We start from the raw sequence: 16,524 nt of genomic DNA, 5'->3' as shown, positions 1-16,524 counted from the left end.
TCCCGTCCGTGAATTCCGCGACGTTAGGATCAGATTCATGACACCTCCGTCCCGGGCGTCGGCCCAGGCCGGCGGCGATCCAGGGAAATCCGGCAATCCGGGAAGTGTGGGACAGCGCAAACGTCCCGGGATGCATGACGTCGCCAGGCTCGCAGGGGTGTCTCACCAGACCGTCTCGCGCGTGCTCAACGGCAGTGACGGCGTCAGCTCCCGCACCCGTGCGGTGGTTCTCGCCGCCATCGAAGAACTGGGCTATCGCCCCAACTCAGCTGCTCGCACCCTGGTGACCGGAAGGTCCAAGGTGCTCGGGCTCGTCACCATCGGTGGCGCGCTCTACGGGCCGATGTCGATGCTGTACGGCGTCGAAGCGGCCGCTCGTGAAGAAGGTTACATCCTCACCGTCGCGAATGTGGGCGGTGGGGAGGGTGGTTCGGTTGAACGCGCGGTGACTCGCCTGGAACGTCAGGGGGTCGAGGGCATCGTGGTGGTGGCCCCGCTCACCTCGGTGGGGGAGTCGCTCGCGTCGATGGCGCGGCACCTGCCCCTGGTCGCGGTGGAGAGCTCGCTCAAGAGCTCGCTGCCGGTGATCTCGGTCGACCAGATCGCCGGGGCCCGGATGGCCACCGAGCACCTGCTCGGGCTCGGGCACCGCACGGTCTGGCACGTCGCCGGCCCGGGGCACTTCTACGAGGCCCAGGACCGGGTGGCCGGCTGGACCTCGGCGCTGGAAGACGTCGGGGCCGAGGTGCCGCCGCTGCTGCACGGCGACTGGAGCGCCGCGACCGGCTACGACGCGGGGCAGATCCTGAGTCGCATGAGTGACGTCACCGCGGTGTTCGTGGCCAACGACTCGATGGCTGTCGGCGTGCTGCGGGCGCTGCGCGAGAACGGTCGCGACCTGCCCGGCGACATCAGCGTGGTCGGGTTCGACGACATCCCCGAGGCCGGGTTCTTCAGCCCGCCCCTCACCACCGTGCGGCAGCCCTTCGAGGAGGTCGGCCGGCGCAGTCTCAAGACCCTGCTCGCGCAGATCGAGACCGGCGAGGGCGAGCCCGGCCGCACCGTGATCGCTCCCGAGCTGGTGATCCGGGAGAGCAGCGCCTCACCGCGCTGAACCGCCCGGACGACGATCGGGGCGCGGTCCCTCCCCCGTCAAGCAGGGACCGCGCACCGTCGTCGTGCGCCGCTGCCCACCTCGGCGCCCAACCCACCCGCGGGGCGTCCGGCATCCGTTCCGAGAGGACGGTGCCGGGGGCGAGTGGCTCGCTTCCAGTAAGCCCGACCGGACCGAACCGGACAATAAGCGTTATGTGGACATCAAGCCTGTCTTCATGGACGTATCAAAGCGTGACGGATCGGGCATCCTCCGGACGTCACACCCGGAAACGTCGCACGACTTCCTGCAGCCCCTGCGACGACGCGTCGAGGGCGGCGGCGGCCGCCCCGACCTCGGCCAGCTCGACCGACGTCTGCTCGGTCGCCCGGGCCACGAGCCCCACGTTGGCCGCGATCTCGCCGGATCCGTCGGCGGCGTAGGCCACGTTGCGGGCCATCTCGGCCGTCACCGCGGTCTGTTCCTCGACCGCCGCCGCGATGGTGTTCTGGTAGGTGCTGATCTGGTCGATGACCTCGGAGATCTCGCTGATCGCGGCGACCGCGGCGGAGGTGTCCGACTGGATTGCGTTCACCTTGGTGACGATGTCCTCGGTGGCCTTGGCCGTCTCCTGGGCGAGTTCCTTGACCTCGTTGGCCACCACCGCGAAGCCCTTGCCGGACTCCCCGGCGCGGGCGGCCTCGATCGTGGCGTTGAGCGCCAGCAGGTTGGTCTGCTCGGCGATCGAGGTGATCACCTGCACCACCGTCGCGATCTCGGCCGAGGCGTCGCCCAGCCGTCCGACCACCTTGCTCGTCGTCTCGGCGCTGCCCACCGCCTGGGCGGCGACGCGGGCGGCCTCGGTGGCGTTGGAGGCGATCTCCTGGATGGACTGGCCCATCTCGTGACTGCCGGCCGCGACCGTCTGCACGTTGGTGGAGATGTCGTCGGCCGCGTGCGCCACTCGCCCGGCCTGCTCCGCGCTCTCGTTGTTGCTCTCCGAGAGCTTCGATGCGGTGCGGCCCAGGTCGGCCGATAGCGAGGTCAGCGTGTGCGAGCCCTGGGTCAGGGCCTGCACAGCGGCGCGGGTGTTGCCCACGGTCTCGGCCATCGCCGCGTCGGCGGTGGTGACCTCGTCGCTGCCCTCCGGCACGACCCGCACGGTCAGGTCGCCCGAGGCCACCCGCCGCAGCGAGGCCACGTGGTGGGCGAGCGGCCCGGTGATGCTGCGCGTGACCACCCAGGCCAGCAGGCCGGCGAGCACCACGGCGATCAGGAGCACGGCCGTGACCAGGGTGCGCACCCGGGAGGCGCTGGCCGAGGCGGCGTCCTGCTCGGCGTCCATCCGCGCGTTCACCGAACTCACGAGAGCGTCTGTCTGCGTGAGCATCTCGCCGTAGATGGTGTAACCGACGTTGACGATCTCGTTGTCGCCCACGGTGATCCGGCCCGCCCGGTAGTAGGCGAAAGCCTTGTCGTCGGAGGCGAAGAAGTCGGTCCAGCCCTGGGAGATGGCCTGGAACGTGGTGTTCTCGTCCGCGGTCATCGACCCGATGGGGAACGAGGCCAGGAACGCCTGCAGCTTCGCCTTGTCGGCCAGGAAGCCCGCGCGGTTCGGTGAGTCGTCGGCGAGCGGGTTCGCCACCGACGGCTTGCGGATGTCCCAGGCGTAGGCGGTCTGCCAGCCCGTCACGTCCGCGTTGTAGAAGCTCACCATGTCCACCGCGTGGACGAGCTCGCTGAGGGTCTCGACCCGCTGCGCCGAGGCGCGTTGCTGGGACAGCCCCACCAGGGCAGCCGTCGAGGCCGCCGCGAGCATGAGTGTGACCACAGCGAACGCCACTGCGAGACGGGTTCCGATGCGGAACCTGCGAAGCTGTTTGAGCACCGATCCTCCAGACGAGCCGACACCATTGCTTCGGTTCACCCGGGCGGCCGATTGAGTAATTACCTACCGGTCAGAAACGTGAGCTGGGCCGCAACCTCACATGATGAACCGCCGCACGACGTCCCGGAGCTCCGGCGACGACGCGTCGAGGGCGAAGGATGCCCCGGCCTCGGCCGGCGTCTGCTCGGTCGCCCGCACGACAAGCCCCACGTCGGAGGCGATCTCGCTGATCGGGGCGGAGGTGACCGGGCCGGCAGGGCGGCCCGGACGACGGCGAGCGGCAGCACGCCGACCACCAGTATTCGCACGGCGTAAGCCGTGCCCGCCGCGGAGGTGCGCTCGTCGTCCATTCGCTGATCGACGGAGCCGGTGATGGCGGCAGTCCGCCCGAGCGGCGGCGAGTGACGAATGAACTATTGGACCCGGAAACGGTCGAGTTGACGGCGTTCGCGTTTGGTCGGCCGCCCGGCGCCCCGGTCGCGAACCGCCACGTGCACGATCTCCTCCTTCGGCGGGGGAGCGGGCGTCAGGTCCTCGTAGCAGGTGACGGCCACGGCCGCGCCCACCCGCTTGTGAATCAGCTTGCGCACGATGGTGATTCGTTCGCCGCCGGGGGTGAGGGACTCGACCTTGTCGCCCACGCGCACCATCGTGGAGGGCTTGGCCTTGTTGCCGTTGACGCTCACGTGGCCGCCGCGGCAGGCGCTGGAGGCCGCCGAGCGGGTCTTGAACAGCCGCACGGACGAAACCCAGACGTCCAGCCGCACCTCCACGTCGTCCATGCGTCCACCCTAACCAGGAAGTCCTTCCCGTCGCCGCCGGGATAAAAGCGAACGAAGTTCATGAAAAACCCCACGACGCTTCCTGGGATGCGCTAGGGCTCGTGTGCTAGGTTTTCGGCGCATTAGTCCGATACGGAACATAAGGGTCATTTAAAAGGGCCGCATTCGTCTCGGATCAGTGAAACGCATGCACCGACCCGCCTGCGACGTGAAGGGTGTCCCTTGACGAGCTCAGCCCGGCCTCCCCGCCGTTCCCCGTCTCCCTGGCTGGTCGGGGCGCTGGTCGCCGGGGCTGCGGCCTGGGCGCGTCACCGCTCGGCCGCACCGGCGGCCCCGGTCTGGCAGCAGCACGCGCCTCGGCCGGCTGAACAGCACGCGCCCCGGCCGGCTGAGCATCACACCCCCCGGCCGGCCCTGGCTCCCGACCCCCGCCTCGCCGAACTGGAGTCGGCGCGCGACCAGATCCAGCTCGAGCTCGAGCATCTGGTGAAGGTCCGGCTGCCCGCTGCCCTGGCCGGGAGCCCGGTGCCCGGCGCCCAGTACCCCACCGACCTGCCCCCGGAGTCGGCCGCCGCTCTCGACGAGCTGCTCTCCCAGGTCACCACCGCGCTGATCGACCGCGAGGAGTCGCGCCGCCTGGCCCTGGTCGAGCTGGCCGGTCGCGTGCAGACCTCGGCCCACCGCATCCAGCAGGCGATGAGCGGCCTGGCCGAGCGCAACCCGGGTGATCCCGACCTGCTCGAGACCACGATGCGCGTCGACCACGCCGCCACCCAGCAGGCCCGGCACGCGCAGAGCGTGAAGGTGCTGTGCGACGAGTGGCCCGGCCAGCAGTGGCCCGCCGCGCTGGCCCTGGTCGACGTGGTGCGCGCGGCCTCCGGCCGGATCGTCGCCTTCAGCCGGGTGCAGGTCACCGGCGACCAGACCGTGGCCGCGATGCCGTCGGTGGTCGAGCCGCTGATCCACCTGGTGGCCGAGCTGCTGGCCAACGCCACCGAGTACTCGGCACCCTCCACCCCGGTCGCCGTGTCGGTGCGCGGCGTGCAGCGCGGCGCCGTGATCGAGATCGACGACAGCGGTTTCGGTCTCGACGAGTACCGGCTGGCCGAGGCCCGCGAGATCGTCTCCGGCCGCCGCCTGCTCGGCGTGGGTGACGTCGGTGAGATCCCGCAGACCGGCTTCGCCGTGGTCGGGCGCTTCGCCCGGCGTCACGGGCTCACCGTCGACCTGGGGCTCTCGCCCTACGGCGGGGTGCGGGCCGTGGTGCTGGTGCCCGACGCTCTGGTGGAGACGGTCGACCTGCCGGCCCCGGCGTCGGTTCCCCGCACGGAACCCGAGAAGCCCGAACCGCGGCCCGAACCGGTGGCCCGCACCATCGACACCCGGGTCGCGCCGCCCGCCGACCTCACGCCCCCGGCCGGTCTCGACGGCTCGGAGATCCGTCTGCCGCAACGGCGTTCGGCCCGGCGTCGTGACAACGACACCACTGACTCAGGCACCCCGGCCGGCCGACCCCGGCCGGTGGTGCCCACTGCTCCCGCCGTCGCCCCGGATGCCGCCGGCGACTGGATGGAGCGGTTCTTCGAGGGTTCCCAGCCGATCCCGGTGACCCCTCAGCCCGAAGACCCTGATTCGGAGAACACCACGACCACGAACGAACTCGAGGGTCCTCCCTCGACCTCCCGGAAGGACGCCGCCCAGGGATGAGCGACTCGCAGAACAACGGCCAGCACGACCGGGGCTGGATGATCGCCGAGGTGAGCGTCGTTCCCGGCGTCCGCGACGTCGTCGTCTTCAGTGTTGACGGACTGCTCCTGGCCGGCTCGCCCGGCCTCGGCCGCGACCGCGCCGAACGGCTCGCCGCCACCTGCTCCGGACTGCAGTCCCTGGGGCGCGCCCTGGGGCAGGAGTTCGGCACCGGCGACGGTGCCGTGCGGCACCAGATGATCGAGTTCGACGGCGGTTTCCTGTTCCTGCGCAGCGCCGACGGTGCCCACCTGGCCGTCGTCGCCGACCCCGTGGTCGACCCCCGTCAGGTGGCGCGCGCGATGCAGGCCCAGGTGCTGAAGATCGGCGCCGCCAACCTCAGCAGTCCGGCCCGGCAGGACCCTGTCCAGTGACGAGGTCTGGGGAACCAGACTTCTCGGCGCGGGCCCTGCGCCCTTACGTCATCACCCGCGGCCGGGCCCGGGCCAGCCGTAACACGGTCGGGGTGGAGACCCTGCTGATCGCTCCCGACGCCACCCGGGAACTGCCGGTCACGGCCACCCGGGAAGAACGCGCGCTGGTGGCCATGTGCGCCCACCTGCTCTCCCTGGCCGAGGCCTCGGCCCATCTCGACCTGCCGGTGAGCCTGGTCGGAGTGCTCGCCTCCGACCTGATCGACGCCGGCTACCTCACGGCCCGCTCGGGTACGCCCAAGCAGGCCGCCCCCGACTCCCAGCTCCTGCAGGAGGTGCTGCATGGACTCCGCGGGATCCGCTGACCGTCCAACTCCCGTCTACCTCCCCGACACGGTCACCCGCTCGGCCAAGATCCTGGTCGTCGGCGCGTTCGGTGTCGGCAAGACCACCCTCGTCGGCTCGGTCAGCGAGATCACCCCGCTGCGCACCGAGGAGGTGATGACCGAGGCCAGCGTCGGTGTGGACGAACTGAGCCGCAACAGCGACAAGCGCACCACCACCGTGGCGATGGACTTCGGCCGGATCACGATCAACTCCGAGCTGGTGCTCTACCTGTTCGGCGCGCCCGGCCAGCGCCGGTTCTGGGACCTCTGGACCGACCTGGCCGTCGGCGCGATCGGCGTGCTGGTGCTGGTCGACCTGCGGCGCCTGGAGCAGAGTTTCGACGTGCTGGAGCAGCTCGAGGAACGCGACCTGCCGTTCGCGGTGGCGGTCAACCGGTTCCCCGACAGCCCCGACGTCGGGCTCGAGGAGGTGCGCGGCGCACTCGACCTGCTGCCCGACACCCCGATCGTCGACTTCGACGCACGGCAGCGGAAGTCGTCCGCCAACGCCCTGCTCGCCCTGGTCGAGTACGTCGCCCACCACGACCCGCGTTCGCACCGGGAGTTCGCCTCGTGACCCAGACCCCGCCCCCGGGCTGCCCGGCCCACCAGAGCCACGCGGGCATGCCCCTCATCGACGCCACCGGCGCCCCCGACCACCGGGTGGTCTTCCGGGAGCTGCGCGAGAACCACGGTCCCGTGGTCAAGGTCGAGCTCGAGCCGGGCGTGGAGGCCTGGCTGGTGATGGGCTACCGCGAGCTGCTGAGCGTCACGCGTGACGAGCGGCTCTTCGGCCACGACGCCCGCAACTGGCGTGACCTGAACGACGGCCTGGTGGCGCCCGACTCGGGTCTGCTGCCGATGATGGGCTGGCGCCCCAACGTCTTCCAGGCCGACGGCGAGGAGCACCGCCGCCTGCGCCGCCCGGTCGACGAGGCGATCGCCGGCATCGACCAGCGGGCCGTGCGCCGCGAGATCGAGGAGATCTGCACCGACCTGATCGCCGCCTTCTCCGGGCGCGGGAGCGCCGACCTGATCGCCGAGTACGCCCAGGTGATCCCCACTCTCGCCCTCGCCAGCCTGTTCGGGCTGGACCGCGAGGGCGGCCAGGAGCTGCGCCGCGCCCTGATCGCGCTGTTCGGCAGCCAGGAGAACTCGCAGGCCGGTGACCGCGCGTTCGACCAGATCCTGGTCGACCTGGTGCTCAGCCGCGAGCACGACGGCGGCCGCAAGGACGTCACCAGTGTGATCGTGCGCCACGAGTCGCTGAACAGCCTCGAGGAGCGGGTGCAGACGCTGGTGCCGTTGATCGGCGCCGGCAACGAGACGATGACCTCGTGGATCGCGCACACGCTGCGGCTCCTGATGACCGACCCGCGGTTCTCCGGGCAGCTGCGCGGGGGCAGCCTCGGCGTGGACGACGCCCTCGACGAGGCGCTGTGGCGCGAACCCCCGATGAACGTCATGCCGGCCCGGTACGCGTTGCAGGACACCGAGCTCGGCGGCCAGAAGATCCGCAAGGGCGACGTGCTGGTGCTGGGGCTGGGCGCCGTGGTCGACGACCCGATGATGCAGACCGGCAACGGGCCGATCGCCGAGCCGGGCAACCGCGCGCACCTGGCCTTCGCCGCCGGGCCGCACTCCTGCCCGGCCCGGGTGCCCGCCCGGGTGATCGTGCGCACCGCGGTCGGCACCGTGCTGAACCTGCTGCCCGACCTGCGCCTGAGCGTGCCCGCCGAGGACCTGACCTGGTTCCCCTCGCCCTGGACCCGGGTGCCGACGGCGCTGCCGGTCGAGTTCTCCACGGTCGAGCCGGCCACCCCCGAGACCCGCGCCTGACTCCCCGAAGGCCGGTCCCCGCGTCCGGAACCCCACAAGTCAGAACCGAAGCCCCTGATCAGTCTCACGGAAGAGCCTGACCCTCACAGAAGATCCCCCTGCCAGGAGGCCGTTGTGTCCGAAACCCCTCTCGTCGAACTAGATCCGGCCGGACGTGACCACCAGGGCGAGGCCGCTCGGCTGCGCGAGCTCGGCCCGGTGGTCCGGGTCAAGCTCCCCGGTGACGTGACCGCCTGGAGCATCACCGACCACGCGCTGCTCAACGAGCTGGTCAACGACCCGCGCATGAGCAAGAACTGGCAGAACTGGAACGACATCAAGTCGGGCCACGTGGGTGACGACTGGCCGCTCATCGGCATGGTCAAGGTGACGAACATGCTCACCGCCGACGGTTCGGAGCACCGCCGCCTGCGCCGGCTCGTCACCGGCACCCTGACGCCGCGCCGGGTCGAGGCGCTGCGTCCCCGGGTGGAGCAGATCGTCGGTGAACTGCTCGACGCGTTGCCCGGCCACGCCGACTCCGACGGGGTGGTCGACTTCCGCAAGTACTACTCCGACGTGGTGCCGGTGCTGGTCATCAGCGAGCTGCTGGGCCTGCCCGAGGAGTCCCGGGCCGATCTGAAGGCGTTCATGGACAACGTCTTCCGGTCCGACCTCACCCCGGAGGAGGTCCTGGCCAACCAGATGGGCCTCTACCAGTTGCTGGCCAACCAGGTGCAGTACCGCCGCGACAACCCGGGCCCCGACCTCACCAGCGCCCTGATCGCGGCGCACGAGGAAGACCCGGAGTCGGTCAGCGAGGAAGAGCTGGTCGGCACCCTGCTGATCATGCTCGGCGCCGGTCAGGAAACCACGGTCGCCCTGATCACCAACGCCGTGCGGGCCCTGTGCACCCACCCCGACCAGCGCGAGATCGCCGTCACCGGAGACGCTTCGACCTGGGCGGGCGTGGTCGAGGAGACCCTTCGCTGGGACGCCCCGATCGGCAACTTCCCGTTCCGCTACCCGCTGGAGGACGTGGTGATCGCCGGGGTCACGATCCCCAAGGGCGAGGCGATCATGGCGCCGTACAGTGCCGTGGGCCGGGAGAAGAAGCAGCACGGCGACGACGCCGAGAGCTTCGACATCACCCGCACGCAGCGCAAGAACCTGGCCTTCGGGGCCGGGCCGCACATCTGCGTGGGGGCGGCCCTGGGTCGGATGGAGGGAAACATCGCCATCCCGGCCGTTTTCGACCGCTACCCCGGCATCGAGCTGGCCGTCGACGAAGACGACCTGGTGCCGATCCCGTCGCTGTTCTCGAACAGCTCCTCGACCCTGCCGGTCCGGCTCAAGTAGCGCGGCCCGACACGCATCGCACGGCGAACCTGCTGTTCCGGTCGGCGGGGGACTCCTCCCGACCGGCGGAAAGGTCCACGGCATGGGCCTGTTTCGAGCCGTGGGCGGTCGATGTCCAGAACGATCCGGCCGGGGTGTCGGGGAACGCGGCGGTGTCGATCGCGCCGGTGCCGATCAGGGTGACTGCTTCCTCCCTGGTCGGCACCCGCCACGTCCGGTCGCCGAGATCCAGCCCGGCGCAGTAGATCTGGGCGTGCGCGAAGCTGTAGGCGTTGGCCGCGGTGGCCCGCTGCCAGACCAGGCAGTTCGCGGTGGCGAACACGATGCCGCCGGGGCGGGCTTCGTAGCCCGGGTTTCCGGTGCAGTCGGGGCTTGAGGACGCGTCGGTCGACGCGGCCGGTCCGGTCGCCTCAGGGGGTGTGGTCGAGGTGGCCGGGCTGATGTCCGAGGTGCCGGGGCTGGTTTCCGAGGGGGCGGGGCCGGTTTCCGAGGTGCCGGGGCTGGATTCCGAGGGGGCGGGGCTGGCCAGGGAGGCGCTCAGGGCTGAGGTGTCGCGCTCGTGCCGGATCTGGGGCGTCTGACTGACGTCGTAGACGAAACCGCCCGCGAACAGCATCAGCGTGGCGGCCGTGGTCACCGTCGCCACCCGCCCGGCCCACCGCACGGTGTGCCAGGTGCTGCGGGCGGGCTCGTCCGTCGTGGGGGTGGACTCGGGGGAGGTGGGCTCGGTCTCCTCCCACTGCTCGGCCGTGAGTAGCCCCTGGGCCGACAGCGCCGCGATGAGGGCCGTGGGCAGCGGCAGCAGCTGCATCCCGGAGATCAGGCGCGGGGCCGGCAGCTGGTCGCCGGACTCCCGCAGGCACACCACACAGGTGCGCACGTGCTCGGTGATCCGCTGACGCCACAACGGGGTCGGTTCACCGTCCCAGCCGTTCGAGCCGTCCCGGCCGTTCGAGCCGTCCCAGCCGCTCGAACCGTCCCGACCGTTCGAGCCGACCGACCCGCCCACCACGGCCGAGAGCCCGGCGCACGGCGGACGCCGGTCGAGCGCGGCGACCGCCAGCCGGCACTGCTCGAGCTGCTCCCGCATGCGCTGCAGGCGCATCGCGGTGCCGGCCTCGCCGAGCTCCAGCGCGGTGGCGATCTCGCGGCGGGTGATGCGCCCGGCACACTCCTCCCACCAGAGCGCCAGCAGCGCGCGGTGTTCCGGGTCGACCCAGTGCCCGGCCCGCACCAGGTCGCGGTGCTGCCCCCGGAGATCGAGCCAGAGCACGGCGAGTTCCTCGAAGTCGAGGCCGTTCTCGTCGTCCCGGGGTGCCCCGCCGGCCGGGCGGCGGAAATGGTCGTCGATGTGCTGCGCCGTGATCTCGACGAGCCGGGCCCGGAACTCTCCGGGCCCGGGCAGGTCCCGCGCGACCTCGAGCAGAACCCGCTGGGTGACCTCGTCCACGGCGGCCGGGTGGCTCACGGCCCGGCCGGCGAGGTTGTAGACCAGGGGAACGTACCGGGCCAGGAGCTCACGCAGAGCGTCGTGATCGCCGGCCCGCGCTTCACGCACCAGGCCCGGTTCGTCCTCTTGCATCAGGCTTCCTTCGTAGGTCTACTTCTGCAGCGCGAAACTCGGGTGCGGCGGCTGGTTGTACGCCGTGTTCTGCCACGCGACCGCCACCCGGTACTGCGAGTCGTGCACGAGGGTGGTGAAGCGCAGCGAGGTCTCGATCGGCGTGCTGTAGATGCGCAGCGCGGTGTCGTCGGACTCCGGCCAGATCACCTCTTCACGCCAGTCTCCCAGGATGTCGCCGGACAGCGACGGCGTGGACTTCGTGCTGTTGTTCGAGTGCACGCCACTGGCGGTCAGCAGGCGGGTCTCACCGGTGGGCGCCCACTTCGAGATCTTGTTGGAGTCGAGCAGTTCCCGCGAGGCGTCGCCGTCCCACCAGACCAGGAAGTTCGTGGAACTCGGCTTGTTGCCGATCTTCTGGCCGCTGGAGTCACGCAGCCCGTCGACGCTCGACGACCACTGCTCGGCGCCCGGGCTGCCCGCGTAGATGTCGCCGGCCACGCCGCGGCCGGTGTCGCAGGCGCAGCTGGCCGACTTGCTGATGATCTTGCCGGTGGCCGCGTCGGCGATGAAGTCGGCCGGGCCGCTGTTCTTCTCCTCGCGCGGCTTGTAGACCTCCAGGCCCGCGCGTGACGGGATCAGGTCACCGACGTGCAGGGCGTCGCCGTGGCCGAGCTTCGTCGTCCACAGGCCCTTGCCGTTGTCGTCGAGAGCCATCGAACCGTAGACGATCTCGTCCTTGCCGTCGCTGTCGACGTCGGCGACCGAGAGCTGGTGGTTGCCCTGCCCGGCCCAGTCGCTCGGCGTGGTCTGCTTGGCGGAGTCGAACTGCCAGCGCTGGGTCAGCTTTCCGCCCGTGTAGTCCCAGGCCGTCACGACCGAGCGGGTGTAGTAGCCGCGGGCCTCGATCAGGCTGGGCGTGCTGCCGTTGAGGTACGCGGTGCCGGCCAGGAAACGATCGACCCGGTTGCCGTAACTGTCGCCCCAGCTCGAGACGGTGCCGCGGGCGGGCAGGTAGTTCACCGTGGACGCGGCGGCGCCGGTCTGGCCGTTGAACATCGTGAGGTACTCGGGACCGGACAGCACGTAGCCGCTGGAGTTGCGGTAGTCGGCGCTCGAACTGCCGATCACCGTGCCCTTGCCGTCTTTCGTGCCGTCGGCCGTCTTCATCGCGACCTCGGCCTTGCCGTCACCGTCGTAGTCGTAGGCCTGGAACTGCGTGTAGTGCGCACCCGCCCGGATGTTCTTGCCCAGGTCGATGCGCCACAGCTGGGTGCCGTCGAGCTCGTACGCGTCGACGTAGACGTTGCCCGTGACGCCGCTCTGCGAGTTGTCCTTGGCGTTGGACGGGTCCCACTTGAGCACGATCTCGTACTCGCCGTCGCCGTCCAGATCGGCGACCGAGGCATCGTTGGCCGCGTAGGTGTAGTCGCTGCCCGCGGCCGGCTTCTTCAGCGGCACACGCAGGTAACCGTCGGTCAGGTTGCGCGCGGTGGCGCTCTCCGAGCCGGTTTTCACGGTGTACGTCGCGGTGGCCGCGGCGCCCTTGTCGAGAAAGTTCGTGGAGCCGGTGATGCCCGACTTGACCTTGGTGCCGTCGCGGTAGACGTCGAACGAGGCGGTCTGGGCGTCGGTGGCCAGCAGCCGCCAGCTCACCAGGTTGCCCGCGCTGGAGTGCACGCTGACCGCTCCGCGGCCGAGCGTCTCGAGCTGGTGCCCGGCGACGGTCACCTTCGCGGCCTTCACGGCACTGCTTGAGGACGACGTGGTCGCCGCGGCCGTACCGGTCGCGTTGCTGCGGCCGACGGCGAAGCTGGTTCCCGCCGCGGCGAGGGAGCCGGTGAGGGCGATCCCGGCCGCGACCGCGACGGTGCGGCGCCTGCTGGTGTGACGTCGTTGACTCACGGATTCCTCTTTCGACGGCGTGCAGGGGGTTTCGGCGTCGTGAATCCTGATGAACTCGGAATGGGCTGTCAAACAAGGAAAAGGTTGCCCGGAGTTCGGTCATGAGTAGGTGCGGAGAGCGTCAAGAATTGGTTTGCGGCCCGGATCTTGACGAGGAGCCGACCAAGATTTCACGGAGACCCGGGCAACCTTTCCGGCCGTTCTCGCGTAACCAGGCGGATTACCCGGTGTCAGAACCTGCCTCGAGAACGAGATTCGGGGCGCCGGGCGGCGGTCATCACGTCGGGTGCCGGTGCCCCTACGACATGTTGCAGTTTTCCGGCCACGAACTGTTACGAGCGGTGGCGGATGCTCATAGCCCGGTCAAGGCCCGTTTAAATGACCGTTGCCAACTTGAGATCGGTGCTCCGGACTGAGAACTATGGTCACGTCCGGTCGATCTACCGGGCACTCCATCCCTGACAGGAGTGCTGTTCCATGCTGAAAGACCGTCGCAAGGTCGTGCTTCCGCTGGCGACGATGGGCACGCTGTTCGCCGGTGTCGCCCTGGCGGGCCCGGCCGGTGCCCACGGCTACATCTCCTCGCCGCCCAGCCGGCAGGCCCTGTGCGCCAGTGGCGGCGTCACCGGTTGCGGCCAGATCCAGTACGAGCCGCAGAGCGTCGAGGCCCCGAAGGGGTCGAAGAAGTGCAGTGGCGGCAACACCAGCTTCAGCGAGCTCGACGACGAGTCGCGTAACTGGCCGCACGCGAAGGTCGACGGTGAGGTCACCTTCAACTGGACCCTCACCGCGCGGCACTCCACCAGCACCTGGGTCTACTACGTCGACGGCAAGCAGGTCGCCTCGTTCGACGACAAGGGCAAGATCCCGGGCGCGACCGTCTCGCACGACGTCGACCTGTCGGCCTACTCCGGCGAGCACACCGTGCTGGCCGTCTGGAACATCGCCGACACGGTCAACGCGTTCTACAACTGCGTGGACGTGAACATCGGTGGCACCGGCTCGGGTTCGGGCAACGGGTCGGGCTCGGGCAACGGCTCCGGCAACGACTCGGGGGGCTCGACCGAGACGCCCGACGACGAGGCCACCCAGGAGCCCACCACCGCGCCGACCACCGCCGCCCCGACCGCCAGCGCCGCGCCGAGCACCACCGAGCCCACGCAGACCAGCACCACCGCCCCGGCCGACGGCCAGGCCTGGAAGGACTGGACCTGGTACGACCGCGGCGACACGGTCACCTACGACGGCACCACCTACGAGTGCCGGCAGTCGCACACCACGCTGCCCGGCTGGGAACCGTCCGAGGTCCTGGCCCTGTGGCTGCCGAAGTAGGGGGAAGGGCAATGGCTCTGAAGGGAATCCGGATCGTCCCGCTGGCCGCCGCCGCGGCGCTGCTGCTGGGCGGGTGCGGCGCGATCGACGGCCTGACCATCAGCACCGACAAGGGGTCGGCGTCGATCTCGACGTCGGAGGAGTCGGGCCACGAGGGGCACGGCACGCACGCGTCGGCGACCACCACGGCCGACGACGGTGACTCCGCCGAGAGTGGCTACAACGCCGCCGATGTCATGTTCCTGCAGATGATGCTGGCGCGGCAGGCCGAGACGGCGAAGCTCGACGCCCTGTCCGACGGGGGCACACTCTCCAAGGAGGCTAAGGCGCTGGTCGCGGCCATCGGCAGCACCGAGGTCGAGGAGAGCGAGCAGATGACGGCCTGGCTGGAGAAGTGGGGCGAGAAGACCGACGCCGACGACGACGCCGATCTGCACAAGGAACACGGCGGGGTCACCACGCTGACCAAGGGCGACATCTCGAACCTGAAGTCGGCCGCGGGCAGCGACTTCCAGACCACGTTCCTGAACCTGCTCATCGCGCAGCAGAGCAACGGCGCCGAGATCGCGCAGTACGTGATCAGGAACGGTGAGAACAGCGACGTGATCGAGCTGGCCGAGCGGCAGAAGGAGTCGAGGTCGGCCCAGGTGCAGCAGATGCTGGGCATCCTGTCCTCGTGAGCTGAGCTGAGCTGAGCTGAGCTGGGCCGGGCACCGGGTCGGGCCGGTTCGGGCGTGATCACGGCGGGGCGGTGGGGGTACCCCCTGCCGTGATCACGGCCGAACCGCTCTGATCCTCAGCAGGTGCCGGCCTCGGCCCAGGTCTGCCCGCGGGTGCTCGGGGTCTCGCTGGCCGTGGTCTTCGTCGCCCGCCACACCTTGCCGTTGAACGTGACCTCGTCGTTGTTCAGGTAGGTGGTGGCGGCGTTGTAGGGCTCGGGGCAGCCGGAGGAGGTCTGCTGCCAGACGACGAGTCCGGCCGCGATCACGACCACGGTGACGGCGGAGGCGAGAATGCCTTTTCTGGCGGTCATCGGGCGCACGTGTCCTCTCGGCGTTGAAAGAAGGAATCACGCCGGAAAGAAGGGCCCGGCGGATGAGCGCGTGAAAGCTACCACGGTGATTCCGGGCCTTCGGGCAATCGAACATCCGGTGCACCGGTACAGGTCCGACCGAATTTCTCGTCACCTGTCGAATTGGTCGGACGCTCGGTGACGAGCGGTTTTCCACCGCCTCGGTGACCATCCGTTCCCGAGCAGGTCGGAGGTGGCCGGAGGGAAAACACCTGGTGACGCCGCGTAGGTCGACGACACGCGTCGAATCCCGCCAGAACCCGGAAAAGGTCGGATGTTTCGCGCGCCGGCGGCGTCCTCAAGGTGAGGTGTCCAGCTCCTGCCGGAGGTGGGTGAGCATGCGGCGGCCGAGCGCGCTCATCACCGGGTTCGAGCGCTCGTAGTACCAGACCAGGCCCATGGCCTGCTCGAACGCCCAGGCCCGGCCCCGTTCCCAGTCCAGGTCGCCGGCGGCGAGCCGGCGGCGCAGCACCGGCCGGGTCTCGCGGTCGAGCAGCGACCAGGCGCCGATCAGGTCAAGTGCGGGATCGGCCGGGCCGAAGCTTCCGAGGTCGAGCACCCCGGCGAGTCCGAGGTCCGGTGAGACCAGAACATTCCCGCCGATCAGATCGCCGTGACTCATCACGTCGGCGGCTTCTCTCGGCAATTCCCGCCAGGTTTTCCAGCGCCCCCGCCAATAGGGCACGTCGAGAATTCCGTAACTGGCGGCGAAACAGGTCTCCATCCAGGCGTCGTGATCCTTCAGATCACCGCCCCGCCCGCCCCCGGAAAAAGTCCGCCCACCGGTGTCGATGCCCCGCACGTCCTCGATGAAATCCGCGAGATCCCGGGCGAAAGCCGGGGATCCGGCCGGATCGAGGTCGGTCGCGGTGGTGCCGTCGAGCCAGGTCTGGATCACCCAGGGCAGCGGGTACCCGGGGCCGGGCGTACCCGTGGCGAGCACCTGGGGCACCGGAAAACGGCTGTGACGGGCGATCTTCAGGGCCCCGTCCCGTTCCCGGGCGAAGTCGCGCGCGATCCCCGCCGGGTCGCCGGGACGCAGCGGCAGCCGGGCGGTCAGGTCGTCACCGATCCGGAAGACGGCGTTCACGGTGCCCTCGGCCTGCACCCGCCGCACGTCCGCACCGCTCCACTGCGGGAACTGCGCGGCCACCAGAGCGCGGACGAGCTCCGGCGATACGTCGAGCTGATCGTCATGCACGACCTGC

15 protein-coding genes are annotated in these 16,524 nt (G+C 70.1%); 9 read left to right on the top strand and 6 right to left on the bottom strand.

Annotated elements, in window-relative coordinates; genetic code table 11:
- Nucleotides 1-37 precede the first annotated feature (37 nt).
- A complete protein-coding gene (locus J2S57_RS07340) occupies nt 38-1,114 on the top strand; it encodes a LacI family DNA-binding transcriptional regulator (protein ID WP_370882444.1) in 1,077 nt (358 codons plus the stop codon).
- 259 nt (nt 1,115-1,373) lie between these two features.
- Here the strand turns inward: J2S57_RS07340 and J2S57_RS07335 are convergent, their stop codons facing one another.
- On the bottom strand, nt 1,374-2,936 hold the full coding sequence (locus J2S57_RS07335) for a methyl-accepting chemotaxis protein (RefSeq protein ID WP_307239774.1): 1,563 nt from the start codon (nt 2,934-2,936) through the stop codon (nt 1,374-1,376).
- Nucleotides 2,937-3,394: 458 nt separating this feature from the next.
- A complete protein-coding gene (locus J2S57_RS07330) occupies nt 3,395-3,763 on the bottom strand; it encodes an RNA-binding S4 domain-containing protein (RefSeq protein WP_307239772.1) in 369 nt (122 codons plus the stop codon).
- Nucleotides 3,764-3,985: 222 nt separating this feature from the next.
- On the opposite strand from J2S57_RS07330, the gene J2S57_RS07325 reads away from it, so the two are divergent.
- The 6 genes from J2S57_RS07325 to J2S57_RS07300 all read left to right on the top strand — a co-directional run bounded on the left by J2S57_RS07325 (nt 3,986) and on the right by J2S57_RS07300 (nt 9,446).
- Complete coding sequence (locus J2S57_RS07325; protein WP_307239770.1) at nt 3,986-5,470, top strand: ATP-binding protein; 1,485 nt, start codon at nt 3,986-3,988, stop codon at nt 5,468-5,470.
- A complete protein-coding gene (locus J2S57_RS07320; protein ID WP_307239768.1) occupies nt 5,467-5,883 on the top strand; it encodes a roadblock/LC7 domain-containing protein in 417 nt (138 codons plus the stop codon). Before J2S57_RS07325 ends, J2S57_RS07320 begins: the two co-directional genes overlap by 4 nt.
- Nucleotides 5,880-6,248, top strand: a complete 369-nt coding sequence (locus J2S57_RS07315) for a DUF742 domain-containing protein (RefSeq protein WP_307239766.1) — start codon at nt 5,880-5,882, stop codon at nt 6,246-6,248. Before J2S57_RS07320 ends, J2S57_RS07315 begins: the two co-directional genes overlap by 4 nt.
- The gene (locus tag J2S57_RS07310; RefSeq protein ID WP_307239764.1) at nt 6,226-6,846 is read left to right on the top strand and encodes a GTP-binding protein; all 621 of its coding nucleotides are present in this window, start codon (nt 6,226-6,228) and stop codon (nt 6,844-6,846) included. Before J2S57_RS07315 ends, J2S57_RS07310 begins: the two co-directional genes overlap by 23 nt.
- Nucleotides 6,843-8,108, top strand: a complete 1,266-nt coding sequence (locus tag J2S57_RS07305; protein WP_307239762.1) for a cytochrome P450 family protein — start codon at nt 6,843-6,845, stop codon at nt 8,106-8,108. The genes J2S57_RS07310 and J2S57_RS07305 overlap by 4 nt, the downstream gene beginning before the upstream one ends.
- Before the next feature lie 198 nt (nt 8,109-8,306).
- Complete coding sequence (locus J2S57_RS07300) at nt 8,307-9,446, top strand: cytochrome P450 family protein (RefSeq protein WP_370882590.1); 1,140 nt, start codon at nt 8,307-8,309, stop codon at nt 9,444-9,446.
- Here J2S57_RS07300 and J2S57_RS07295 read toward each other — a convergent pair.
- Entirely contained in the window at nt 9,439-11,028 is a 1,590-nt protein-coding gene (locus J2S57_RS07295) for an Lcl domain-containing protein (protein ID WP_307239758.1), read from the bottom strand. The genes J2S57_RS07300 and J2S57_RS07295 overlap by 8 nt on opposite strands.
- Nucleotides 11,029-11,046: 18 nt before the next feature.
- Nucleotides 11,047-12,912, bottom strand: a complete 1,866-nt coding sequence (locus J2S57_RS07290) for a rhamnogalacturonan lyase (RefSeq protein WP_307239757.1) — start codon at nt 12,910-12,912, stop codon at nt 11,047-11,049.
- 477 nt (nt 12,913-13,389) lie between these two features.
- On the opposite strand from J2S57_RS07290, the gene J2S57_RS07285 reads away from it, so the two are divergent.
- Together J2S57_RS07285 and J2S57_RS07280 are read left to right on the top strand one after the other, a co-directional pair.
- Complete coding sequence (locus J2S57_RS07285) at nt 13,390-14,244, top strand: lytic polysaccharide monooxygenase (protein ID WP_307239755.1); 855 nt, start codon at nt 13,390-13,392, stop codon at nt 14,242-14,244.
- Between the two features lie 11 nt (nt 14,245-14,255).
- A complete protein-coding gene (locus tag J2S57_RS07280) occupies nt 14,256-14,924 on the top strand; it encodes a DUF305 domain-containing protein (protein WP_307239753.1) in 669 nt (222 codons plus the stop codon).
- Nucleotides 14,925-15,040: 116 nt separating this feature from the next.
- On the opposite strand, the gene J2S57_RS07275 is transcribed toward J2S57_RS07280, so the two are convergent.
- Both J2S57_RS07275 and J2S57_RS07270 read right to left on the bottom strand, forming a co-directional pair.
- Nucleotides 15,041-15,277, bottom strand: coding sequence for a hypothetical protein (locus J2S57_RS07275; protein ID WP_307239751.1), 237 nt, complete (start codon nt 15,275-15,277; stop codon nt 15,041-15,043).
- A 337-nt stretch (nt 15,278-15,614) separates the two neighbouring features.
- Entirely contained in the window at nt 15,615-16,517 is a 903-nt protein-coding gene (locus J2S57_RS07270) for a phosphotransferase (protein ID WP_307239749.1), read from the bottom strand.
- Between the last annotated feature and the right edge of the window lie 7 nt (nt 16,518-16,524).

It is taken from the genome of Kineosporia succinea (genome assembly GCF_030811555.1).
GTDB classification, from domain to species: Bacteria; Actinomycetota; Actinomycetes; order Actinomycetales; family Kineosporiaceae; genus Kineosporia; species Kineosporia succinea.
This window is presented reverse-complemented; position numbering and strand designations above follow the sequence as displayed.